Source organism: Pseudoalteromonas sp. NBT06-2 (genome assembly GCF_002276045.1).
Classification (GTDB): Bacteria; Pseudomonadota; Gammaproteobacteria; order Enterobacterales; family Alteromonadaceae; genus Pseudoalteromonas.
The window spans coordinates 1-25237 of record NZ_NQMR01000066.1 but is presented as its reverse complement, the minus strand read 5'-3'; the positions used below and the strand labels follow the sequence as shown (position 1 = coordinate 25237).

General features: G+C 33.3%; 24 protein-coding genes and 1 pseudogene. 16 read left to right on the top strand and 9 right to left on the bottom strand.

The annotated features are described in order from the left end of the window. Positions 1-94: 94 nt before the first annotated feature. Positions 95-394, bottom strand: coding sequence for a c-type cytochrome (locus tag CJF42_RS13645; RefSeq protein WP_095367217.1), 300 nt, complete (start codon positions 392-394; stop codon positions 95-97). Positions 395-612: 218 nt separating this feature from the next. Between CJF42_RS13645 and CJF42_RS13640 the strand changes: the two genes are divergently transcribed. Both CJF42_RS13640 and CJF42_RS13635 read left to right on the top strand, forming a co-directional pair. Beyond that, on the top strand, positions 613-903 hold the full coding sequence (locus CJF42_RS13640) for a DUF3630 family protein (protein WP_095367216.1): 291 nt from the start codon (positions 613-615) through the stop codon (positions 901-903). A gap of 196 nt (positions 904-1099) precedes the next feature. Beyond that, positions 1100-2728 (top strand): BamA/TamA family outer membrane protein, encoded by a 1629-nt coding sequence (locus CJF42_RS13635; RefSeq protein WP_095367215.1) that lies wholly within the window; start codon positions 1100-1102, stop codon positions 2726-2728. Between the two features lie 14 nt (positions 2729-2742). Here the strand turns inward: CJF42_RS13635 and amrA are convergent, their stop codons facing one another. Beyond that, on the bottom strand, positions 2743-3324 hold the full coding sequence (gene amrA / locus CJF42_RS13630; RefSeq protein WP_095367214.1) for an AmmeMemoRadiSam system protein A: 582 nt from the start codon (positions 3322-3324) through the stop codon (positions 2743-2745). Continuing rightward, complete coding sequence (gene amrB / locus CJF42_RS13625) at positions 3302-4081, bottom strand: AmmeMemoRadiSam system protein B (RefSeq protein ID WP_095367213.1); 780 nt, start codon at positions 4079-4081, stop codon at positions 3302-3304. Before amrB ends, amrA begins: the two co-directional genes overlap by 23 nt. Positions 4082-4142: 61 nt before the next feature. Between amrB and amrS the strand changes: the two genes are divergently transcribed. Then, positions 4143-5240 (top strand): AmmeMemoRadiSam system radical SAM enzyme, encoded by a 1098-nt coding sequence (gene amrS / locus CJF42_RS13620; protein WP_095367212.1) that lies wholly within the window; start codon positions 4143-4145, stop codon positions 5238-5240. 222 nt (positions 5241-5462) lie between these two features. On the opposite strand, the gene CJF42_RS13615 is transcribed toward amrS, so the two are convergent. The 4 genes from CJF42_RS13615 to CJF42_RS13600 all read right to left on the bottom strand — a co-directional run bounded on the left by CJF42_RS13615 (position 5463) and on the right by CJF42_RS13600 (position 8273). Continuing rightward, a complete protein-coding gene (locus tag CJF42_RS13615; protein ID WP_095367211.1) occupies positions 5463-5672 on the bottom strand; it encodes a hypothetical protein in 210 nt (69 codons plus the stop codon). Positions 5673-5832: 160 nt separating this feature from the next. Continuing rightward, the gene (locus tag CJF42_RS13610) at positions 5833-6150 is read right to left on the bottom strand and encodes a DUF2956 domain-containing protein (protein WP_095367210.1); all 318 of its coding nucleotides are present in this window, start codon (positions 6148-6150) and stop codon (positions 5833-5835) included. 20 nt (positions 6151-6170) lie between these two features. Beyond that, on the bottom strand, positions 6171-6512 hold the full coding sequence (locus CJF42_RS13605) for a Fis family transcriptional regulator (protein ID WP_095367209.1): 342 nt from the start codon (positions 6510-6512) through the stop codon (positions 6171-6173). Positions 6513-6593: 81 nt separating this feature from the next. Next, entirely contained in the window at positions 6594-8273 is a 1680-nt protein-coding gene (locus CJF42_RS13600; protein ID WP_095367208.1) for a winged helix-turn-helix domain-containing protein, read from the bottom strand. A gap of 274 nt (positions 8274-8547) precedes the next feature. Between CJF42_RS13600 and CJF42_RS13595 the strand changes: the two genes are divergently transcribed. The 3 genes from CJF42_RS13595 (at position 8548) to CJF42_RS13585 (ending at position 12873) form a co-directional block, all read left to right on the top strand. Further along, positions 8548-10071: a peptide MFS transporter gene (locus CJF42_RS13595; RefSeq protein ID WP_095367207.1), complete on the top strand. Its 1524-nt coding sequence runs from the start codon at positions 8548-8550 to the stop codon at positions 10069-10071. 807 nt (positions 10072-10878) lie between these two features. Next, entirely contained in the window at positions 10879-11694 is an 816-nt protein-coding gene (locus CJF42_RS13590) for a hypothetical protein (RefSeq protein WP_252097608.1), read from the top strand. Between the two features lie 9 nt (positions 11695-11703). Next, positions 11704-12873, top strand: a complete 1170-nt coding sequence (locus tag CJF42_RS13585; protein WP_095367205.1) for a DUF4785 domain-containing protein — start codon at positions 11704-11706, stop codon at positions 12871-12873. A 38-nt stretch (positions 12874-12911) separates the two neighbouring features. Here CJF42_RS13585 and CJF42_RS13580 read toward each other — a convergent pair whose 3' ends face one another. Then, on the bottom strand, positions 12912-13928 hold the full coding sequence (locus tag CJF42_RS13580; protein WP_095367204.1) for an alpha/beta hydrolase family protein: 1017 nt from the start codon (positions 13926-13928) through the stop codon (positions 12912-12914). 269 nt (positions 13929-14197) lie between these two features. On the opposite strand from CJF42_RS13580, the gene CJF42_RS13575 reads away from it, so the two are divergent. Beyond that, positions 14198-17335 (top strand): TonB-dependent receptor, encoded by a 3138-nt coding sequence (locus CJF42_RS13575; RefSeq protein ID WP_095367203.1) that lies wholly within the window; start codon positions 14198-14200, stop codon positions 17333-17335. Between the two features lie 595 nt (positions 17336-17930). On the opposite strand, the gene CJF42_RS13565 is transcribed toward CJF42_RS13575, so the two are convergent. Beyond that, positions 17931-18725, bottom strand: coding sequence for a substrate-binding periplasmic protein (locus CJF42_RS13565; RefSeq protein ID WP_170940608.1), 795 nt, complete (start codon positions 18723-18725; stop codon positions 17931-17933). A gap of 166 nt (positions 18726-18891) precedes the next feature. On the opposite strand from CJF42_RS13565, the gene CJF42_RS13560 reads away from it, so the two are divergent. From CJF42_RS13560 to CJF42_RS13520, 9 genes and pseudogenes are all read left to right on the top strand, one after another. Next, on the top strand, positions 18892-19164 hold the full coding sequence (locus tag CJF42_RS13560) for a winged helix-turn-helix domain-containing protein (protein WP_095367200.1): 273 nt from the start codon (positions 18892-18894) through the stop codon (positions 19162-19164). Positions 19165-19218: 54 nt separating this feature from the next. After that, the gene (locus CJF42_RS13555) at positions 19219-19923 is read left to right on the top strand and encodes a tetratricopeptide repeat protein (RefSeq protein WP_095367199.1); all 705 of its coding nucleotides are present in this window, start codon (positions 19219-19221) and stop codon (positions 19921-19923) included. Between the two features lie 110 nt (positions 19924-20033). Next, a complete protein-coding gene (locus CJF42_RS13550; protein ID WP_095367198.1) occupies positions 20034-20756 on the top strand; it encodes a DsbC family protein in 723 nt (240 codons plus the stop codon). 8 nt (positions 20757-20764) lie between these two features. Then, positions 20765-20965 carry a thioredoxin domain-containing protein gene (locus CJF42_RS13545; protein WP_095367197.1) on the top strand — a complete coding sequence of 67 codons (201 nt, stop codon included), beginning with the start codon at positions 20765-20767 and terminating at the stop codon, positions 20963-20965. Between the two features lie 5 nt (positions 20966-20970). Continuing rightward, positions 20971-21342 (top strand): annotated as a pseudogene (locus CJF42_RS13540) (AbgT family transporter); the annotation flags it as partial. 106 nt (positions 21343-21448) lie between these two features. Continuing rightward, a complete protein-coding gene (locus CJF42_RS13535) occupies positions 21449-22366 on the top strand; it encodes a hypothetical protein (RefSeq protein ID WP_212668819.1) in 918 nt (305 codons plus the stop codon). 24 nt (positions 22367-22390) lie between these two features. Further along, on the top strand, positions 22391-23176 hold the full coding sequence (locus tag CJF42_RS13530) for a class I SAM-dependent methyltransferase (RefSeq protein WP_095367196.1): 786 nt from the start codon (positions 22391-22393) through the stop codon (positions 23174-23176). 199 nt (positions 23177-23375) lie between these two features. Further along, positions 23376-23699 (top strand): DUF3718 domain-containing protein, encoded by a 324-nt coding sequence (locus tag CJF42_RS13525; RefSeq protein ID WP_095367195.1) that lies wholly within the window; start codon positions 23376-23378, stop codon positions 23697-23699. Positions 23700-23868: 169 nt separating this feature from the next. Continuing rightward, on the top strand, positions 23869-24573 hold the full coding sequence (locus tag CJF42_RS13520) for a hypothetical protein (RefSeq protein ID WP_095367194.1): 705 nt from the start codon (positions 23869-23871) through the stop codon (positions 24571-24573). Positions 24574-25237 lie beyond the last annotated feature (664 nt).

The following is a 25237-nucleotide window of genomic DNA, read 5'->3' as shown; positions in this document are numbered from 1 at the left end:
ATTTTAAATGGTTTGTTTATATACCCAAACACTTCAAGATGCAGAATTCAGTTGGAGTGAAAAACGCATCCTGAAGTGGCTTGGGTATAATACACTATTTCAAACTAGCGTAATATGCTGAAATGTTAGCCATATCAGCATCAGATAGCCCCATAGACATAGGTGCCATTACAGGGTCTTTACGCACACCACTTTTAAACGCTTTTAACTGTTTTTCAAGATACACCGCTTTTTGACCAGCTAAATTTGGATACATAGGAACACTGCTGATACCTGCTGCACCATGACATGCCGCACACATACCTGATTTAGCTTTTCCTGCAGCAACGTCTGCTGCTTGTGTATTAATTGTTGTTAGTGCTAACCCTGAAACGATTAATAATTTTTTTATCATTTTTACTTACTCACATTGCTTAATTTAATTGTTTTAATCAAATTAGTATAAGTGGTTATAGTCACTTAATTAATATGATTATTATTTAGTGTAGAATATAAAACTAAAAAAAACTTTGCGTTAACGCAAAAAAACAACTTATTAATAAAATCTGAGAGTTATAATTTTATTTTTGTAAAATACGACTCTTTTATTTTTTTATGCACTTAGGTAATGAAATGACAAAGATTCAATTTGATATTGAAAATCAATTATTATTAATTTTAAACGAACTTCCACCTCAAGATGATGATTTTGAATTATGGGCAAGCACCTTTTTGCATCACGATACTTTTTCAAAATGCGAGTTTGAACAAGGTGCTGACATTCATCTTATGAGATTTACATTTATAAATCAAAGATTTAACTTGAATTTTGAACATTATAGCGAAAGTATTTGGATTACTGCTGATGGTATTGAAGCTGAAGCCTTATTACCTGAACTTTATCAATATCTAATAAGTAATTGATATTCGACTTGTTTTTTAATTTAAAGTTAAAATGATATAAATAGACGTTTAAATATCAAGCAAAAAAAAACTATTGCTATACACTAAAAGTATATACTTTAAAAGAAAGAGTGTTTTTGAAATTAAATTATTAACTATATTATCAACTAGTTATTTAATTACTTGTGCAATACCTGGCTTCTCCCAAGATACCTCATTGCCACTAGAGTTGCTTAACAGTTGCAAATCAAACACACCGAAAGATGATAGGTCTAATACCAATCAGCACTCATTATTAGATAACCCCCATATATTGCCCAAAGCATTACCGGGCTTAAAAATAGGTGAAATAACACTCAAACGCCTAGATATTTTTGATACATCAGACTCAAATGAAGATATTGCATTGTTTCGTTTAGCAAATAAACTTCATCTTTCAACAAAAGAAGAGGTCATTCGCGCACAACTGCTTTTTACATCTGGTGAATCATATTCCCCTGAAATATTATTAGAATCTGAACGTTTATTAAGAAATACATCCTATTTATACGATGCTCGAATTACTGCTAAAATAAATTGTCATAACACCATAGATATAAGTATTATCACCAAAGAGCTTTGGACATTACTACCCGAAATAAATTTCAGTCGTTCTGGCGGTAAAAACAAATCAAAAATAGGTTTTAGAGATTCAAATTTATTTGGACTAGGTAAACGTATTTCTATTTCAAAAACATCTAATGTAGATCGCGATGGATATTTATTTATATATGATGATCCCAATATATTAAATTCGAGATATCGTAGCCATATAGAGTATTCAGATAACTCAGATGGCGAACATTATTACTATGATATCAATTATCCTTTTTTTGCCTTAAATACACCTTATAGTTATGGTGCAATTACTTCTTCAAATAAACGTACTGAGCAAATTTATAATCGCGGAAAAGTCATTTCTGAGTTTTCACAAAACACCAAAATCAGCAAGTTTCATTTTGGCCTCTCTTCAAGAGAAAAAACATGGATCAGAAGAGTTTCATTTGGCTATCAAATTGAAAAACATAAATTTTCAAAGTTAATCAACTCAACTATGCCTATCCCCGAGGGTCGCAATCTCAACTACCCTTTTCTGTCGATGAGGTGGTTTGAAGATAATTATATAAAAATAAATAACTTTGACTCTATCTCCCGCACTGAAGACTTAAATCTAGGTTGGGATTTTTCAGCAAAACTGGGATATACCAATAATAATTTATCCAACGATGATAATAGACTCATTTATCAAGCATCGGTAGATAAAGCCCACTTTCAGTCAAAAGATCTTCTATGGCGTTTTAATGCTGGGTTTTATGGATATTGGAATTTTAAACATGACGATATAGAAAATGCCCTATTAAGTACATCCACGCAATTGCATTACAACACTAATGTAAGTCATTCTTGGTACGCTAAACTAAAAGTACAATATAGTAAAAACTTAACCTTAGATAACCAATTAACTTTAGGTGGTGATACTGGCCTACGTGGCTACCCTATTCATTATCAAAGTGGCGAACAAAGTTTCTTATTTAATTTAGAAAAACGTTATTATTGGGAATATAATTTCTTGCAATTATTTAGCGTTGGCGCCGCTGCTTTTTTTGACATTGGCAGAGCATGGAATTCAAATAAAGATAATGGCATTAATGGTGATATTCTCAAAGATATCGGTATAGGATTACGCTTAGCCCCTTCAAAGGCTAATTCTAAAACAGTAATACATATAGACTTATCTATTCCATTAGATAAATCTCAAGATGTTGAGTCTGCGCAATGGTTAATAACGGTAAAGAATACTTTTTAAACTCATATATAAAATTAAAAGTCGCCCTCTATACTCGCAGCTTGAAATAAGTATATTTTAAAATCATTAGTCCAAAATGATTTAGCCCACCCCCCTTTTTGCTTTAAGGCTGTGACAAATTCTTCTGCTGTACTTAACTGTTCCCATACAGAAGGTAAAAAAATAGCACGTCTACCGCCGTGCTTGAGCATTAATCCATCTATTTTAGGTTTTAGTTTTACCAATAATTGATTTTCACTTAGGTTTTCGATTTCAATTAATTCAGATAATATTGAAATATGAAAACTCACAGTATTAAGTTCACTTTCTGTCAAAGGTAAAAAACGCGGATCTTCGCAAGCACTGCTATAAGTATGATCACACACATCTTTATACAAAGGTGTATCAGCGATATATGTTCCTATACAGCCTCTTAAATTCCCTTGTGTATAAAGCGTCACAAAACTGGCTTTTTTTTGAATTAACGCTTCTGAAACAAGAACTCGAGAAGGGATATACTGTTGTTTTTTTACTGAATATAATAAAGACTGACGAACCAGTTCACATAACTGGTCTTTATCATCTTGGCTCAATTCAGAACAAGACAAAACTGGCATAACCTACCACTTCATTTTTAATACTATTTTTTTTCCCTGAGTTTGCTTTATTAACGAGCTTGATATTCCAGTTTTTAGCCTTGCTAAAATTTAAAAAACCATTTAATGCATGACAGCCGCATGCTTGATTCGGCAGGAGATCACACTGCATATTGATAATGTTCGCTATGGTATTTTCATCTAATTTATTGGCTTTATTTAAGGGATTAAAATGACTTAAATCAGTACTAACAATAATAAAAAAATCATCTTGATCTAGTAAAAATGAGAGCATATCAGCGACTTTTTCAACTTCACTTTGACCTACAAGTATGGGTAAAATATCAAAGTCATTTAAACAATACTGTAAAAAAGGAAGTTGTACTTCTAAAGAGTGCTCCCAAGTATGAACATTGTCATTTTCAGTTACGAAATTTTTTTCAAGTAATATGTCACAAAATAGTCTATCGACTGATACTTTACCTAAAGGTGTTATAAACCCATCATCACTAGGAATGGCGCACCCCGAAAGTCCAACTCTATGATTAGGTCCTAGTAAAATAATTTTTTTTGGGTTTATCTCTGATTGATTAATATATGAGTATGCTTGAGCTGCAACAGCGCCTGAATAAAAGTACCCAGCATGAGGTACTATCAAAGCTTTAACATTTAAGCTTGGATCTGGTGTGTATGACATTAAGTCGGTTAATTCTGATTGAAGTACTTCTTTGCTTTTAGAATAAAAGCTACCAGCAACTGCCGGATCCCGATACTTCATCCCCTAAATACCCTAAAATTAACTATCATTATAGTATAGCTGCAATTTAGGTATTGCCATTATGGTTAGCTCAAAAACTAATAAATCTTCTATAGACTATTTTCCAACACAATATTGGCATAAATTAGATGATGGCAGAGTAACCTGTGGTGTTTGCCCAAAACATTGCTCTTTACGCGAGGGAAAACGAGGTGCTTGCTTTGTTAGAATGCATCATCAAGGGGAAATAGTACTGACCAGTTATGGTCGCTCTTCAGGATTTTGCATTGATCCTGTAGAAAAAAAACCACTTAATCATTTTTATCCAGGTTCAAGTGTGATGTCATTTGGTACTGCGGGTTGCAATCTCAGTTGCCAATTTTGCCAAAATTGGGATATCAGTAAATCTCGTGAAATTGATACTTTATGTAATGGTGCAAGCCCTGAACAACTTACTCAATCAGCAGCCAAGCATGGATGTAAGAGCTTAGCTTTCACCTATAATGATCCGGTTATATTTATGGAGTATGCGATAGATGTCGCGATTGCAGCAAAAGCACTCGGATTAAAAAGCATTGCAGTTAGTGCTGGTTATATGTGTGATGACCCTAGAGCTGAATTTTATAACCATATTGATGCCGCTAATATAGACTTAAAAGGATTTACACAAAACTTCTATCATAAAATTTGCCACGGACATCTACAGAATGTATTAGATACTTTAAATTATTTACACAAAGAAACTAATACTTGGCTTGAAATCACTAACTTATTGATCCCCGATGAAAACGATAGCGATAAAGAATTAAATGAAATGTGCCAATGGCTCGCTGAAAATTTAGGGCCTAATATTCCATTGCATTTTAGTGCCTTTCATCCAGATTTTAAAATGTTAGATAAAGAAACGACACCACTGACAACACTTTTAAGAGCTAGAAAAATCGCTTTGAGCTATGGTTTAAATTATGTTTACTGTGGCAATGTATTTGATACCGATTCCGACAGTACTTATTGTTCGCACTGTAAGAAATTATTAATTGAGCGAAACTGGTATCAGTTAGGAAAATATAATTTAAATAGCAAAGGGCATTGCAACTATTGTGGCACTATACTTCATGGTCACTTTGGTGAAGAACGTCAAAATTTTGGTCGACGCAGAATTCCTGTTCGCCTTACCTAATCAATATATCAATACTTGAATTATTTATAGCAGAGCACTTAAATTAATATCAGAAACGGTGTCTGGATGAAATTCTGCATCTAATTAATCTCTGATAATGATTTCGTCAGCATCTTATATTAATTCTATTAAGCGAGTGATCAGATTTAAATTAGGGTAAACTTTCAAGCGTAAGGCGCTTTCAATGCCAATCGCTGGCTATTGGGATTGAAAGTAACGCAGCTATTGTATATTTATTGGTATTTCTTCCATTAAATTAAACTTCATTATCTTATACCCAAGCCACTTCAAGATGTGAGGTTCAGGACTGCTGAGCAATTCATGATCTAGGCGCATCTTTGCATTAATGGTTACTCCCTTAAAAAAAGATGGACCGGCAATATGCTCCTGCATTGCTCTAGTACCTACATCCATGCAGGCAACAACGAGCATGATTTGCTCAGAAGTCCCTGTAAGGTTGGTTTATAAATACTTTATGCAGCGTTATTGATTTTGAAAAGGGAATAACCATGTTCTTCAATCAATGCCTTGCCTAAAGCATTTCTAATTCCAACTGAATCCTGCATCTTGAAGTAGTTTGGGTATAAGAGAGCTAAATAAACGAATATAAAATAAAACCAAACCAACTTAATACAAGCAATATCCAAGGTAATAAACTTTTATATTCAAAGGCTAATTCATCTGTGACTTCAACTGTGATATTTTCTTTAATTTTAGCTTTCGTTTGCTGCTTTTTTAATTTATCTCTTTGGCGAGATTTTACTTTTTGTTGTTTTTTATATTCGCTAATCCCCTTCTCTACGCCCTTCGCTATCAGTTTAGTTTGCTCTTTTGTTTGCCCCGATTTTTTAATGCTTTTGGCAACGGCTAATGCTTGTCCTTGGGTTTCACTAGATACTTTATTATTCATTTTTCTCTCTTATCTTAACCTTAAGGCTGTAATCTTAGCTGCCAATTTCCATTATGTTCGTTTTCACAATTTTGCTCAGTATCAAAAATAATTTGTTTTTCCGGTTTTACTTTTATATTTAATGTTGATAACTTTTTTACAATTAAATCAGATAAAAATGCTTCACTTCCAGATTTTTTCGCTTGAACTAAATCATCATTAAATTCAAATACACATACAATCGTTAAACTAGCAGGGAATTTATCATAATTAACCAAATGGGTTAACCAAACAAAATTTTTTACTTCGATTAATGCTTGTTCACATACTTGATTTAAAATATTACGAATATTATTATTTATTTTCTTATCGGATTTACGCATTTAGTTACTCTAATTATAAGATATTTATAGTCAGGATTATACCCATGATAAAAGTGGCTATGTAGCGTTTTACCTTTTCTTCTAGTTAAAAAAATAACTATTATCCAAATTATTTTTTTCACTATTTTGTTTTTTCTTCATATTTTCAATCAGTTTTTGAAAACTTTTTAAGTCTTTAAAGTGTGCTAGTAATGGATGTATTTCAATTTTACTTATATTTACAAACCCTTGCTCAACGGCTTGTACTAAATATCGAATTGCCTGCTCATTTTGTTTTAGATAAGCAAAAATTAAAGCAAGGTTATAACTGTGTCGCGCTTTATCCGACCCCTGATTTAATGCACCTTTGAGTTGTAGTGTAAGTTGGTTTATTTGTAATTTAGAAGCATTTTCGCTTGATAATAAAGCCATTAACTTTACATATTGCGTCGCTTTATTATCTTTATTCTTTAATATTTTATTATATGTTTCTCTGGCTAATTTTTTTTGCTTTGAATAAAAATAACTATCAGCTAAACCTTGCATAAGTAATGGGTTGTTTCGATAAAGTTTGAGTGCTTTTAGATAAATATTTTTTGCATTCTTAAATTGCTGAAGTTCAATTTTCAATTGCCCTAAATGAAAGGTCGCTAACAAATAATCTGGCTGTCGTTCTATTGCTTTTTTAAACCACTTTTCACCTAGTTCATAATAACCTAACCCGACCAAAGTTTGTCCAGCATGTACCATGCTAACAGTATGCTTTGGATTTAAAACCAATGCTTGTTTATGCCAAGTAAGCGCTTTTTTCAACTGACCTTGTTCACTATAGATAAATCCAAGATTAGAAACAGTCTCAGTATTTAACGGGGATAAAACTAAAGCTTTTAAATGCGCATCAATACTTTTTGATAACCAGCCCGAGACATAATAGGCAATACCTAACGCTTTATAAGACTCAACCGACTGATTATCATAGGTAATGGCTTGATAAGCATAATCAATCGCTTTTATTTTATCTTCATTACTGCCATTAAACTGAAATAATTGCTGGCTATAAGCCTGGCTTAATCCCGCATATGCCAACGATAATTGAGGATCTGCCGCAATGGCTTTATTAAAAAAATCAATAGCGATAACATTATCAATTTTACGATAACGTTTATAATAGTCTTTCCCCTTGATGTAGTAATCATATGCTAACTTTTTAGCTTCAATTTCTTTAGATTTTTCATTTGAAGCGACATATTGAGAAGTCGGTAATTTACTACTACCTACTGAATAAAGATATGCATATAAGCTTATTAAACAAATTGAAATAACAAAAAAACCTAAACCCATTTTATAAATTTTACGCCATAATCCAGTAAGTTTTACATAAGCTAAGTCTGGAAACCGATCATTTGCAGATAAATCAACAATCACCGATGGCGCTTTTTTAATAATACACTCTCGCTTTACTTGAGGTATTAATCTATAACCTCGTCCTCTTATCGCTTCAATATATTTAGGGGAACTTGCATTATCATTTAAAGATTTTCTTAATAATTTTATTCTTTGTTTTAATGTTTCATCGCCTATTACGCGATCAGGCCATACTTTTTCCATTAATTCTTGTTGGCTTAATAAAGCGGGTGATGAGTCAACCAATGCAACTAACAATTCATAGCTTAATTTTGGTAAAGCTATTTTCTCATCATCCCGAAACAGTGATCCTATTTGAATATCTAAGATCAAATCTTTAAATAAATACCGTGTTATTTTATTGCTGTGATCACGCACTCAACATCATCCTATATAGCCTAAGACCCTATAATCACTGCTTCTTCACCAAATGGCAAATTTAAAATAACATCTTCACCAAACCTTCACCGAACATTTTTACTGCCTTCACCAAGACTTCAAGTGCCTTATATAAAAACAATTAATATCAATAACGAAAAAATAAAAACATGCTTCATTGCTAAATAAAAATACAGTGCCAGCATATAAAACAACAAGAAAATGCTAAATAAATATGAAGTTTATTTATTTAGTATTTGCATAGGAGATGAATATGACGTCTTTAACCGCAGCTTCCCCTCAAGAAGCAATCAAAAATAGAACAACTAAATACGATGATTTATGGGGTCATCCAAAACCTCTTTGGATGTTATTTATGGCTGAATTTTGGGAAAGATTTGCTTTTTATGGTATTCGCTGGGCATTAACCCTTTATATCGTTGCTCAGTTTTTTAATGGCGATGCTTCAGGTCAAACCTTTGCTTCTAATACTTATGGCGCATATTTAGCCCTTGTTTACGGTAGTGCTATTTTTGGTGGCTATGTTGCTGACAAAATAATTGGATCGCAACATTCTATATTGATTGGTGCACTTATTATGGGTGCTGGTTTATTTTTGATTATGCTGCCAGATCAAAGTTTTTTCATGGCTGGGCTAGCGACTATCATAGTTGGCAATGGGTTATTTAAGCCAAATATTTCTAATCTTGTTGGTAAAATTTATGAGCAAAATGATAGCCGACGTGACCGAGGTTTTAGTATTTTTTATATGGGGATCAATGCAGGTGCGATGATCTCTCCCATCATTACCCAATGGCTTGCAAGTACCTTAACAGATACACCTATGATGGATAATTATAAAGCCGTATTTGGTGCCGCTGGCATTGGCATGTTAATTAGCTATATCTGGTTTTATATTGGTCGTAAACAATTAAAAGGCGTAGGCGCAATAAAGAAAACCCCCACAAGAACTAAAAACCTATTTTATGTCATTTTAGGCGCCATTGCCTCTATTGGCCCTGTATATATTTTAATGGCTTATGCCGGAGCACAGGTTTTAGCTTGGTTATTATTTATATTATTTGTCGGTTTAGCCTTTATGCTTATTAAAGGCGCGAAGAAAGATGGTAAAATTGCCAGAGATCGCATGTTTGCCTGCTTAATTATGTGTGCTTTTAATGTGATATTTTTTATGTTTTTTGAACAAGCGGGTAGTTCATTTACCTTTTTGGCACAAAACATCGTAGATAGAAATATAACTGACGTTTTTGAATTTAAAATTGCTTGGTTTCAATCTGTTAATGCTGTTGCTATTTTAATTTTAGCACCTTTGGTTTCTATGATCTGGTTATTTATGTCCAATAAAAAAATAGAACCAAGTATTCCACAAAAATTTGCTCTTGGTTTATTAGGCACTGGATTAGGCTTTTTAGTCTTAGTTTATGCCTTAGAAAACTTATTAAACTCAAATAATTTAATTCCACTTTGGCCATTAGCCGCCTGTTATGTTTTACATACCATAGGTGAGTTATGTTTATCACCAATTGGCCTATCTATGATCAGTAAATTAGTGCCTGCCTCTATGGCTGGTTTAGCATTTGGAGGTTGGTTTTTAAGTACTGCCATAGGTAATAATTTTTCAGGCATATTAGCTGGCAGTATAAGCGGTGAAACAGGAATGACAGTTGTATCTGCAGTTAATGGTTTTAGCTTTAGCTTTTGGTTACTCACAGGAGCCGGACTATTTTTATTTATTATCTCTCCATTAATCAATAAATTAATGCATGGCGTAAAATGATTTAATAAAAGAAAAATGCCACTTTAAAGTGGTATTTTATTTTTAACAGCAATAAAATCCCACAGCTGCATAAAACCGACACTTGGCGCATGATGATTAGCCGTTAAAATACGCATTAATACTTCACAGGAATTGAGTTTGGCTTAAACTCCCCCTCGTACATCTCTTCAGGAAAATAGTTTTATAAACGATATCATGTTCGAGTCTTATTATTCTAATTAGATTTCTATTTTGTGATAATTGGGTTACCGATAAAGGAAATCAGTAGGGTTAGCCATTGAAACCTAAATCCATAATTTAAAGTAAAAAGAAGCTCACTAGGGTTAGCAAGTGAGCTAAAACGAAGCTAAATAACATTCCGTTATGAGCTTCTTCATGAAACAGTTTAAGTATAGTAGATTTATATAAATCGCACCTAAAACTTCGACAAAACTAATAAAAAACTCGTATAAATAAAATATAATTTTCATCTAACAATTTAACCTCTAAGCTTTGGCGCGATATTTATTGAAATAATAAACCTGTTAGCTAATTCTTAAAATATACTCTTAAAAAAAACCGACTAAATAAAAAATCACCACCTTGAAATTAGAGTTAAAACTCAGTAAACATCTATTGTTAAAAGCGAAACAAATAAAATTCAAACTGGTACATATGTAACTAAATAGTAAATCAATGTTGTTTTTTCAATCTTTATTGTATAAATTGTGATCGGAGGTCGAACCTCCAACCAGTAAATACACAACCAATTTACAGGAATATATAATGAAAAAAACAATAAAAACAGGACTAATCTTTGCTTCACTCATGACTTGTGTCGCAAATGCAAATACAGGCTTAGCATTCATTCATGGTACAGGTAAGCAAACCGATGCGAGAAACGACTACTGGACATCAGAGTTTATTGATTCAGTAAGGCAAGGCTTACCCAACTCCAACAAATATACCGTAATAAATTGTGATTTTGATCAGTTTATGTGGAATGAAAATGCATCAGGCTGTCTAGCTCAGGGCTTAACAGACTTTATTTCAGCTCAAGGGATCACAGAGCTAAAACTCATCACCCATTCAAATGGTGGCAATATTGTGCGTTGGATTTTGTCTAATCCAACTTACGATAGTCGTTATCCTGATATCATTAGCAAAGTAAAACATACCATTGCATTAGCTCCATCAAGTGCAGGAACACCTTTAGCTGATGCCGCAATTGCAGGTAACAGTTTTGAAACTAGCTTAGGCTGGTTATTAGGTTATGGCAGCGATGCAGTTAAACAACAACAAGTCAGCTGGATGAGCTTTTATAATCAACAATGGTTATTTGGTACATCTGGCAGACCAAACTTACAGTCAACTTTTGAGTCTGTTGTCGGTAGTGACGTAGATTCAGCTATTTGGGATGGCGATAGTTACTGTGGTGGTTATCAATATCAAGTGGCACTTGAAGTAACGCAAAACTGGTTAGATAATTGTTCAGATGGCTTTTTAAACTGTAGCTCACAATCAGCTGCTGGCAGTGTTTGGTTCACAGATAAATCGAAATCCAATGGCCGTGAACCCTTTAGTCACCAGCAAAGTCGACGTAAGTGTTTTGGTTTAGATAGCTTATTACGTAATCGCATTTAGGAGATGGCAATGAAAACTTCAAAAACAATAAATCAGTTATCTACAGTAGTTACAATATTCGCTATTTCAATTTCTTGTGCTGTAAATGCACAAGCTAAAAGCAATGAAGCAACATTTTACCAATGGCCATCGACATATAAAACTGACGTATCAAAAGCAAATAAAAAAACTTATACCAGTAATGAATATTGGCAAGTAGTGACTGGCGAAGAGCTCAATAAAGGCATTAAAGTTTACCTCAGTGATGCTTCTACTTTAGTGAAACTGACACCTAAAGCGAGATTTGATCAGGGTGAAGTATTTAAACCTCAAAACCTAGAGTTAGATCACATTAAATTAGGAGGTAACCTTGTACCTAATAAACAAAAGTTAGTGCAACTTGCAGCACAAAAAGAGATGGCACTTGCTGGGTTTAAGGATGGCAGCATCGCGTTAAAAGTGCAAAATGCCTCACTAGCTGCACCTAGTATTTTAAAATATGCTAAACCTCTTATTGCGAATGATAAATATATCGTACATATAAAAGATAAAAACTCCGCGTTTAAATTGAATGTAACTGCACCACTTGAAATAAAAAAACAATTTAAGCCGCAATTAACCGTTAAAGCAAAACTAACAAATAAACAGCTTTCTAACTCCGATGTAAATGCGCGCTTAATTAGTCCTTTAGGTGAATCAATAGCACTTAAATATAACAACGGAAAAATCGACTTTTCAAATGAGTTAGAGCAACTTGGAGCTGTAAAAGGCTTGTATCAAGTAGAGCTAGATGTCAGTGCGAATCATTTAGCCAATAAAATAAAAAGAACGATTAAAGTACCTTTTATTCAAACAGCTGAAACAGCAAATATTCTGACATCAGATATCAATATTCAATCTGGCAATAAAGGTTTAATCAATGTAACTGTGCCTTTAAGCATTGCACAAGCAGGTCGCTTTGCTGTAAAAGCAACCTTGCAAGGTTATACGTTAAATAATCAAAAAATAGATATCGCTACAGCTGAAGTAGCTCAATTCTTATCTTATGATGGCAATTTATCTATGCCTTTTAAAGTATCAGGCCTAACAAAAGGGCCTTATAGTTTAAGTAATATTATTCTGACAGATCAAACAAGAATGATGGTATTGCCGCAAGATCAAGTATCAAAAGCAATCATTGAACAAGATAAAGCTTGGTAGTTGTAAGATCTAAAGGGGCATATGCCCCTTTTATTGATTTATAAATATTGTTTAAACCAATTTGCTACTTCTTGATTTACTTCTTTGCGATGTTTAGTCAGGCCATGATTTCCACCAGAGTAAACCACTAACTTATGAGGATGATTCTCTTTTTTGAGTGCTGCAGCTAATTGTATAGACTGCTCTACATTGACACGCCAATCTTTATCGCCATGGAGTAACAAAATAGGTGCTTGTTTTGGTAATTTATCAACCCATTTTATAGCGGAACGTTTTTCCAATTCTATAGTTCTATTCCCTTTAAAGTTTGGCACTCGGTTTAAAAGTACTTTTTCCATTTTTGGACGTATTTTTAATGCCATTTCTTCATCACTATTACCTGCGCCGACTGCAATGGCTTTAATATTTGGCAGTGACTTTGCTGCAATATAAGTTTGCATACCACCACGACTCCAACCATACATGCCAATCCTACTGGAATCAGCTTCAGGAAGTCCTTCTATTACTTTGGTTAAAGCTAAAACATCGTTAACATCCGCGCCACCAAATTCATCTTTACCATTATTTTTAAGATATTTTGAGCTGCCTCTATATTGACTTCCGACAACTATAAAACCTTGTTTAGCAAGCTCTGCTAACTTATCAATTTTTGTAATAAATTTAGTCGTACCAAAAGATCCATTGCCACCTCTGTTATAAATGATCACAGGTAGATTTTTATCATCTATTAATTTAGGTTTCAAATAAAAACCAGCCACTGTAAAACCATCTACCTGATAAGTGAAATCAATACATTCAATTGTGCTTTTTATTTCCTCAAACTTTATCTGGGGATATCTTTCATTAAATTTTTCTTTATTGAACTTTTTGCTTTTATTAGAAAGAAAATTAACCCATTTATCATATGTTTCTACCTGCCCTCTAAAACACGTTTTTGGATTATCAATTGTTATTTTTTCTTCAACATAATTTGCCTGAGTAAAAAAGCTTGTAACCAATGTAGCTGCAATGAAAGCTATTTTAATATACTTTCCATGTAATTTTATTTTTTTCATTATTTATCAATATCTTTAATTTAAAATAAATCAATATCATATAACCCCATAATATACAATGAGTTTTAAAGCTTTATTTGGTTTGAAGTAAAAGTAATAATAGTAATCAGTCTGTTTCTATAAACATATTAAGTTTTGCTTAAAAACCGGTTAACCCTTTGTTCAATTCAAAATAGTTGCCTAAATTTACAATGATGTTATTTTAAACAACCTGACTTTATTGTCAGGTTAATAATACTCATAAATTTGACAACAATGGGAATAACAACATGCGGATCAATAAAATCGCAGTCGCAATAATAGCATCGTCTATATTGCTCACTCAATTACCAGTATTGGCATCTGACACATCATCTGCAATCAGAGGCCAAGTAGTTGATTCAACTGGTATGGCACTTGCTGGTGTTACGATACAAGTAACTCATTTATCAACAGGAAAAGTTAAAACGATTACGACAACTGATGGCGGTGCATTCAAAGCGAAAGGATTACCAGTTGGTGGGCCATATTCAGTAACTGTATCGGGTGGCACAGATCTTAAATTTGATAATATAGAAAATTTATTTTTGCAATTAGGTCAAGTATCAAAAATAAATCTGGTCGGGGAATCAGTACAAAAAATTGAGCGTATTGAAGTAAGTGGTCAAATGTCTATGGCAGGCGCTTATAAAAAAGGACCAAGCAAAGACTTTAATGAAGGCGATATAAATAATTCTGCCGCAATTAGCCGTGATTTGAAGTCCGTATTACAACGTGATTCACGTATGGTTGTAGACCCAACTGCAGATGGCGGACCTGCACTTTCAATTGCTGGTGGTAATGTACGTGGCAACAGCTTAACTGTAGATGGTGTTAAACAAAATGATGACTTTGGTTTAAATAAAAATGGATATCCGGGGCGTCGTACGCCAATATCGCTCGATGCTATAGAGCAACTAGCCGTCAATATCGCACCTTTTGAAGTTACTTATGGTGATTTTCAAGGTGGAAATGTAAATATAGTGACAAAATCAGGTACCAACGCATTTCATGGTTCTGCTTTTTATTATCGTTCAGATAACAGTATGACTGGTGATGAAAGCGAAGGAGAAAATCTTAATATAGGTGATTTTTCTGAAGATATTTATGGCTTTACTTTAGGCGGGCCATTAATTGAAGATAAACTGTTTTTCTTTGCTTCTTATGAAAAATTTGATGCAACTAAACCTTATCAATTTACTTTAGACAATGAAAATGGCGTAGTTGAAGCCAATGAAAAAATAGGGGTGACCTTAGGAGGTTTCGAACGAATTTCACAAATAGCACAAGATGTATGGAATTATGATATTGGTGGATATAACAACCCATCAGATGAAGAAGATGAAAAGCTACTATTAAAGCTAGACTGGTTTATAAACGATAATCATCGTTCATCTCTTACTTATCAAGATAATGAAGGTAATACAGTAAGAGATTTTTGGGCTGAAACTTTTCCCAATGCTAACTGGGCAACTGCAGAATCAAATCGCTACAATATGAATGAATCACTTAACGCTTATAGCTTACAAGTTTTCTCTGATTGGAATGATGATTTATCTACCGAGTTTAAATATGCTCGTAAAGAAGTAAACACTGAGCAAGTGCCGTTAATGGGTGCTAACTTTGCCCAATTCCTAATTAGTACACCCAATGGTGGTCAACTATATATAGGCCCAGATCAGTTCAGACATGCTAATACTCTGGCCAATGATAGAGACATGTTAAAATTTAAAGCTGATTATTACTTAAATGATGAGCATTTTTTAACTTTTGGTATTGAACATGAGAAACTAGATATTGTTAATACCTTTGTATTTGGCTCATTAGGCATGACAACATTTGATAGTATTGAAAAATTTGAAAATAATGACGGTTTTCATGCATTCCAAAATTCACTTACTGGCGATGCTAGCGATGCTATTGATGAATTTCAATACACAACAACTACTTTCTATGCGCAAGATGAATGGCTTATTACTGACGATTTAACCCTTACCTATGGCTTTAGATATACCAAATATAAAAATGATGATAAACCAGTATTAAATGAAAATTTTGTAACGCGTCATGGTTATAATAATCAAAATAACTATGATGGTTTAGATTTATTTGAACCTCGCTTTGGCGCTAATTATACCTATGATGACGATACAATTATTCGTGGTGGTATAGGGTTATTTGGTGGCGGTGCGCCGAATGTATGGCTTTCTAACTCTTATGGCAATGATGGTGTCAGAAAAACATTTGCAGGCTGTGACGGACCTTGTTTTGATGGTAAAAATACACCCCAAGAAGTATTAGACTTTTTAGCAGCAGGTGGTTTTAGTGGTGGAAATAGTGATACTAATAGTATCGATCCTAATTTCGAGATCCCAAGTACTTGGAAATTAAATCTAGGCATAGAACGCCGACAAAATCTTGGCATGTTAGGTGATAATTGGCAATTGAGTGCCGATGTGCTGTTTAGTAAAGTTAAAGATGCTGCAATTTATCGTGAGTTAAATATGATAGCTGTTGATACTGCACCTGATGGCCGACCTATTTATGACTCCCCAGCACCATTTGATTTAAGCTTAACAAATACAGGTGAAGGCGAAGGCCAAGTTTGGTCATTTAATGCAGATAAAAACTTTTATACCGATTATGGTAACTTTAATTTCAGCATGGGTTATACCTATCAAGATATTACGGAAGTTAATCCAGGTAATGCCTTTGTTGCTTTTGAAGGTTATTCAATGCCTGCCAACTCAGACTTTCAATCAGAAACGGTATTTAACTCTGAGTTTGAAGTACGCCATATCATAGCGACTAATTTAACTTGGAGTTACGAATTGTTTGGCGATAACTTAACAACTGTTGCCCTTATGTATAATGGTCGAGAAGGCCGACATTACAGCCATACAATGCGTTCAGTTGGTACTTTTGGAGGCTTTGCTAATTTTGCATCTTGGGATGGTTATAACTCTCAATCCTTATATGTCCCTACTGGCGAAAATGATCCGCTAGTAACTTATACTGATGATTTTGATAAAGATGGTTTCTTTGATTATATCAATAGTACAGGCTGTTTAACTGCTGGTACTATTTCACGTAGACATGGCTGTACCAGTAGTTGGATACATAGATTTGATTTACATATGGCGCAAGAAATCAAAATATCGGGTGAACAAAAATTAGAAATCACATTTGATATTGAAAATGTGGGGAATTTACTTAATGATGATTGGGGACGTGCAGACTCTTATGTACAGCCTTTCAATGCACCTGTTGTAGATGTCAGTATCATAGGTGAACAATACGTTTATGATAACTTTACACAACCGACACCAACCGTAGCCAAAATACCGTCGGTATGGAAAGCACAATTTGGTATTCGCTATAAGTTTTAAGGTGGAAACCGAACTAAAAGCACGAAATATAGCTGTTTTTAGTTCGGGATTTTCAAATAACATCGCGCAAATTATTTCATTCGTAAAACTAAATTACTTAACACAAAAAAAAACTTGTATTAAGGGCTAAGTAATATCGTATATATACCCATGATACCTAAAAACACTCGATTTCAGCGAGAATAAAACAGGATTTAGGTAAGGCATGAATTGAAGATAATGGTTGTTCCCTGATCAAAATTAATAACGCAGCATGTACCCCGTTTAAACTCGCAGAGACGGCACTTCTGATCAAACCCACTTCATCGTTGCGTTGATTTGAAAGGTGCCTACATTCCTGCATCAACACGCCTTGAATTGAGCTCGCTCTGAAATATGCATTTTGAAGTAATACCATTAATTACAATAAATATATGATCAATTTAAATTGTTTAAATATACAGTAGCTGCGTTGCTTTCAATACCAATATCCAGCTATTGCTCAATCAAGCGCCTTACTCTTGAAAATTTACCCTAATTTAAATCTGATCACTAACTTAATATAATTGGTATAATATGGGTATAGATAAGCATCTAGCCCATAAAAAATGTTTACTTATCTATTTTCCATATGTAATTTCTCTAACCAAGATTGATGTAACTTAGCTAATTGACCTGACGTTTCCAACTCCAAATATGCCTGTTGCATATTTTCAACAATTTCTAATGGTGTATTTTTACTGATAGCTATATATAAATCATTAATTGTACTAGTGAATTTATAAACACGAGCAACATCTGTAAACCTATAACCCAAAGCATTTAAGCGCCATCGAAGAACCAGTTCATCTCCCGCCATTAAATCAACACGCTCTTTCATTAACAAACCAATCGCTTTATCTTTATCTTGTGTTAGTTGTAAATTTTTCTTAGGGAAGCTATCTAATGACTCTAAATAACGATGAAACCTAAAACCTCTCACTTCAGCAAACGTATAAGCAGATATATCATGATCAAATATAATATTAAACTCTTTAGCCCGTTCACTTTTACACCAAACACTTGGCGTTATCTGGCCTATCTTACCGATCCAATGAAATAAAGCTTCTCGTTTAGGTATACGGGATAGTGCCAACATCACAGCATATTGTTCTGAGGAAATATTCTTATATGCGCGAGCCCAATTAATTTGATTATAATTTACTTGGTACTGTGTTTTCTCTAATAACCGTCTAAGAACAAGCTCGCTAAAACCTAATATTTTACCATTTTCAATAATTGAATAAGGTGGGATATGATTTGCGTAAACCTCGAGCCGTTGCGGTGTTTCTTTAAGATCGACATTTTTAGAACAAACATGACAACTAAATAGCAACATCATTATCAGTAGTGACGATAAATAGCGCTTCATAATAAACCTACTTAACATTAAGTCGGCTGATAGTATACAAACCCGGAAACTATTTCAAAGTAATAGTTCAATAAATACATATTAGTGAGTGACAAAACGGTAGTAAGATTGCACCTTACTCTTTAACTTGCTAAATTTTAACAAACAATAACTATAAGTATTTTTTATGTCACAATATAAATTTGATCAATTTCAATTTAACAGTCAAGGCTATCAGCTCACTAAAAATAAAAATAAACACTCTCTTCATCCCAAAACAGCATTGCTTTTAGCTTATTTAATTGAGAACCGACATAAAATTTCCAGTAAAAAAGAACTTTTTCAATCTGTTTGGCAAACAGAACATGTACAAGATCATACTTTATTTCAAGTGATCAGCGAGATCCGGAAACTGTCATCCAATGAATTAATTCGTACCCAACCTAATTTAGGCTATTAATGGATTGTAGCCACAACTCAAATTAAAAAAACACCTAAAAAAATATATCTAACTATGGCGGCAAGTATTTTATGTCTTGCTTCATCAACATTGATTTTTACAAACCATAACCGGATAGATATCAAAAACAATAACTTGCCTGCAATCAGTGCATATTCAAAAGCTGTATTTGCTTTAGCCAATCATGATTATCAAGAAGCACAAACATGGTTACAGTTTAGTTTAAGAGAAAATCCCGACTCTACAGAAACAAAGCTATTATTAGCTGAAAGTTTATTTCAGCAAAAAGAACTAATCACTTCTGAATCATATGCCAGAGAGATTCTTAATAATATAACTGAGTCGTCATATAACTATTCTATGGCATCGGATTTATTAAGCCGTATTTATGCACAGCAAGGTTTAGAATTTGATGCACTACAATATGCTATTAATGGCGCGAATGCTCTCAAAGCCTCTCAATCGGTATGCTCAATTGCCGCTACAGAGGAAAGAGTAGAGTCATTATTAAAAAACATAGATGATAATCATAATTCACAGCAGAAAAAAAATAAAGTTGCAGAAAGTTATTACAAAGATCACCTTCAAAAAGCTGATAAATTAAATAATAATTTCAAGCAAAATAAATTGTATTCGCAACTATGTGAGCAAGTAAAAAAACCTTCTATTCATCACAAAAAAATTGTGTGTATCCCTTTAAAAGAATCTGAGTTTTTACTTTCAAATCAACTTTATCCTCGCATCACAAAAAACTCCTAAAAGCTTGTTTTATAATTATATATAGATTTTAATAGAACTTTATAGATTAATTAACTCACTTATTTATTCAATTTATAATATAACTTTCTTATCATTTAAGGAGTTACATTATGAAATTAAAATCACTGAATCTCGCACTCGTATTATGCTTATATTCAAAGAGCTATTTTGCTCAAAGCCAAACTGATCTCACGATAGATCTCAGTACACAAAATAAAATAATCGCGACATTGCAAACTCAAAAAGATCTCAAAATCACCAAATACAATTCACAGTTAATTGAAATTAATTTAGGTGCTAAAACATTGTTTGCAAGTATTGATGGTAGATACATTTTTGCAGGGGCGATTATAGATACTCATAGCAAAACAAATATTGTTGAATTAAGAGAAAAGCAAAACAGAAAAATAAAATTAAGCAATTTACCTAAAGATATGCAACTCAACTTTCCAGCCACCGTTAAAAATCAACATACAATCACGCTATTTACTGATATAGATTGCGGCTATTGCAGACGATTTCATAAACAAATTCCAGAACTCAATGCCAAAGGAATTTCGGTAAATTATATAATGTTACCAAGGGCCGGATTAAACTCTCCTTCATTTGATAAAACAAACTCCGTTTTATGCTCTGATAATCCGCAACACAACATGACTTTAGCTATGAATAATCAGTTTAATTCCAATAACGTATGTAACAGTAACTTAAAACAACAGCTTGCTTTAGCTTCTGAGTTTGGCATTAACTCTACTCCAACAATAATACTACCTGATGGTTCGATAAACCCTGGCTACCTCACATCAGAGCAGCTCACTCAAATACTTAATTAGGAATTAATATGAAATATAAATTTTTATTACAAGGCATTGAAGAAGGTGACTTTGATAAAACATTAAACAGTTTTGCAGTAAAAACACAGTTCAATAAGGCGCAACTAAAAACAGAAGCTTTAAGAAAACAAGGAGTGACAACTGTGCCAACGGTAAATATAAAGTCGAAACGCATAAAATTAGCAATCAGACACAATACAATGCTTTAGTGACTTACCAGCTCTTCATTCTTATGTGCGCTTTTGTAAACTTAAGCTTAGGCTCTTCTTCTGCGCAATGGGCTATTACAGCGCCGATTTTTGTGCCTATGTTAATGTTAATTGGTTATGCACCAGAAACCATTCAAGCGGCTTATAGAATAGGCGATTCAGTTACAAACTTAATCACGCCTATGATGAGTTATTTTGGATTAATACTCGCTGTAGCCATAAAATACAAAAAAGATATGGGCATAGGTACCTTAATCGCTACAATGCTGCCATATAGCATTGTATTCTTTTTTGGTTGGGTAGCTTTATTTTATATATGGGTATTTGTTTTTAATATGCCTGTAGGCCCTAGCTCACCAATTTATTACCAACCTTAAATTACAAAGTCATATTTAGATAGATAAAAAGCTAGGTTATCCTGGCTTTTTAAATTTTCACATTTACGTATACTCAATTGCATAAAGTCACTTTTAAAATCACAATATGAAAAAAATAATTATTTCACTTGTTATCGTACTCACTTCTATTGCTTTATATCAGAGTATTCCTAAAAATTCAGTGAATGAAAAAGTTCCATTAACAACCAAGCTTTTTGAATCAGCAATTAACCATGGCGAAATAGCATTAGATAAAATAAATGAAGCATCAGGATTAGTCGCAAGTCGTAATAATAAAAAAGCTTTTTGGACTCATAACGACAGTGGCGATAAAAATAGAATCTTTTTAATTTCTCAATCAGGTGACAATTTAGGTACTTTCACTTTAGAAGGAGCAATTGCTCGAGACTGGGAAGATATCAGCATAGGTCCAGGTCCAAAGCCTAACACAACCTATTTATACGTAGGTGATATTGGCGATAACCGCGCCCAATACAAAGAAAAAGTAATTTACCGCTTTATAGAACCTAATGTCAGTAATCAAACAACAGCAAAAGAAATAACCCTTGCTGAAAAAAATATAGAAACGATTAAATTTGAATTTCCTGATGGTAAACGAGATGCTGAAACTTTAATGGTAGATCCTATTTCTAAAGATATCTTTGTGATTTCAAAGCGCGAAAAACAAGTAGGTGTTTATGTCGCTCGCTATCCACAATCAACTACACAATTAAATATTTTAACTAAAGTTGCCACTTTAGACTTACATAAAATAGTAGCCGGTGATATTTCATATAATGGTAACGAAGTACTCTTAAAGGATTATCAAAATATTTATTACTGGAAAAAAAGTGCCAATGAATCAATTAGCGAGTTACTAAAATCAGCTCCGATGCGTTTACCATACAAAGCTGAACCTCAAGGTGAAGCTATTGCTTGGAAATTAGATGGCAGCGGTTTTTATACATTAAGTGAGGAGTCTGGGCTCTTTGCAACTAAAATGTATTTTTATAAAAGAAAATAATAACGATATATCATAGGACTTGAAATGAAGTTATCAAAAATAGCAATACTAATAACAACTGGCTTAACAGCAACATTTACTCAGGCTGCACCATTATCATTAACTCAATTGAACGAACTATTAATTCACCCTAATCGCCAGTCTACTGATAGTGCTAGAGATGATGCACGAAAGCCAGCACAAATAATGCATTTTTCAGGAGTTTCAACAGGAGATAATGTATTAGATTTATTCGCGGGGGGTGGCTGGTATTCTGAGTTATTTTCGATGGCTGTTGGCTCAAAAGGCAACATTTATGCGCAAAATGACAGTGTAATTTGGCGTTTTGCCGAAAAAAGAATAAACAAAAGAACTAAAGGTAATCGACTACCAAATATAACGCGCTTTGATAAAATTGATATCGTCGATATAGCAGTTCCCAATAAAACCATAGATATTGCATTTACAGCTTTGAATTATCATGATTTATTTTTTACTCATGATATAACTGATGGCAAAAAAACAGTATTTCGTGATAAGGCAGTTGATCACAAATCGGCTTTAGCTAAAGTAAAATCAGCTTTAAAAGATGACGGCGTATTTATTATTATTGATCATCATGCCCCTAAAGGCTCAGGCTTTGATGCCCCAAACTCCACCCACAGAATTGACTCTAACATCGTAAAATATCAAATGGCGGAAGCCGGCTTTAGACTTGTTGAAGAAGCCTTTTATTTAAGTAATCCAAAAGACAACCTAACCATAAATGTATTTGAAGATAGTACGCGTGGTAAAACAGATAGATTCATCTATAAATTTATAAAAATGTAATAATATTCAGGTTTAATGCAGCCCGAAAAGGGCTGTATAGCTTTGTTCTTATATTCGTCATTTAATTTGCCCCTTAATCACCTAAATTATCCGTTTAGCACATAAGCCTCATTTCATTTTTTGAAATCGCTAATCTAAACCCATCAAAGCAAAGCAGTCATCAAATAATTTAACGCTTATAAAGCACGAGGGAACGACTATGAAAACATTAAAAGTTTTAGCAGCCACTATCGCATTAACATCAGTTGTATTCACAGGCTCTGCAATGGCAGACACAAAACAAATTAAAGCAACGAACAACTCTGTTTCAACTGAAATTTGTGTTGCCGCAGCCAAAGGCAAACTAATGAGATTTAATCAAACAGTATCTGAATCTCGTTTATCAATGAAAAGAGTCGCAAACGTAGTAAGCTGTAATGGACTAGATATTGCCAGCTTTGCTCAAGAACAAGGAGCAGATAAAATAGCTAAAAAAATAAATAACTACCGCAGCCAACACGCACAATATATTGCAAAAATTTAAAGTTAAACGTTATACATAACTTTAAAACTGAAATCAGTCATCAGCTAAAAAACCGCACTTTAAAGTGCGGTTTTTTAGTATTTAGATTATTTTATATTGGATTAAATTTGTGACACTTACTAACTATGATTACAATGACTCTAAGAATAAAACCTAAAGCCCACTTTCAATGAAGCCACACATTCAAACACTGATCTCTTTACTCACAAAAAAAGACTTTAAAGCACTATTAGTCTTTTACCAGCAATCAAATGAGATTGAAAATATTGATCAATTAGCATTTTTATACCAACAAGGGCAAAAATCTCTATCTGTATTTGAATTTTATCAACAAATAGCAACAAAATTCATTGCCAGTAAAGGTCTACCTGAATCGATTATAAATCAAATAAATAGCAGTGATACATTAAGTTTTTTTACGCCTGCATTACAACAAAGTGAAAATTTTAGCAAAATAAATCAGAAAAAAAGAAATTCCCTTCACTTTTTATTGGCTGGTAAAGCGCTAAGCCCGGAGCTACCACCATTTAATTACTTACGCTCTATGATGCTATTTGAAAGTAATGAATCATTAAGTGCGGCTTTAACACAAAGAGATTTTAAAAATTTAACACCAATAGAAGCATATATGTTTGCAAATTCTAATTGTGAAAAATTACCAACTCATGAACTCACTGCACTATTAGCTTTAATTGAAATTGAAACCAAACAACAATCAATAGATTTAAAAAACTATACAAGTATTATACAAGCTGTAAAAAATATATGTGTAAAACAAAATATTACTGTTAATGAAGGATTTCAGCGCACTTTAATCATTGCCACATATTATGAGACATCTACCAATCAAGTAATTAATGATTTATCTAACTAAACTTTATATCTTGAGATAAGCAACGCAGCAATAGCTTTATTATAGATTCGTATAAAAAATCAATTTCGTCATTGCATATATGCTAAACGATTAAAGTGATTAGAAATTAAAAATTTAAATCTATGAGGACTAAACAAATACAGAGATATGTTTTGTAGGAGTAGGCTTTAGCCACGAACATATTCGAACATTTCCTTTCGCGGCTGAAGCCAGCTCCTACAGGTTCAGTGCCGTTTAATCATTCTCAATGTCGTTAAACTCATTAAGTTGGACATTTTTAATATACTTTCTTATAGATAAAATAATAATCGCCAGAAAGCAAAAAACGACACATGATTATGTTTTATACCAATTTTATTAAGTTATTGATCAAATATATATGAACGAGATTTTAAGAATAAGATGTGTGATTAAGCAATATTAGGATTGTAGGAGTAGGCTTTAGCCACGAACATATTTGAACATTTCCTTTCGCGGCTAAAGCCTGCTCCTACAGGTTCAGTGCCATTCTATCATTCTCTATGGCACTAAACGCATAAAGCCCAACTCATTGAATTGGGCTTTTTCAATTACTTTCTTATCCATTAAATACTAAACGACAAAATGCAAAAAACCCGACACATTTCTGTATCGGGTTTCTTTAATTAGGAGCCTGGCGATGTCC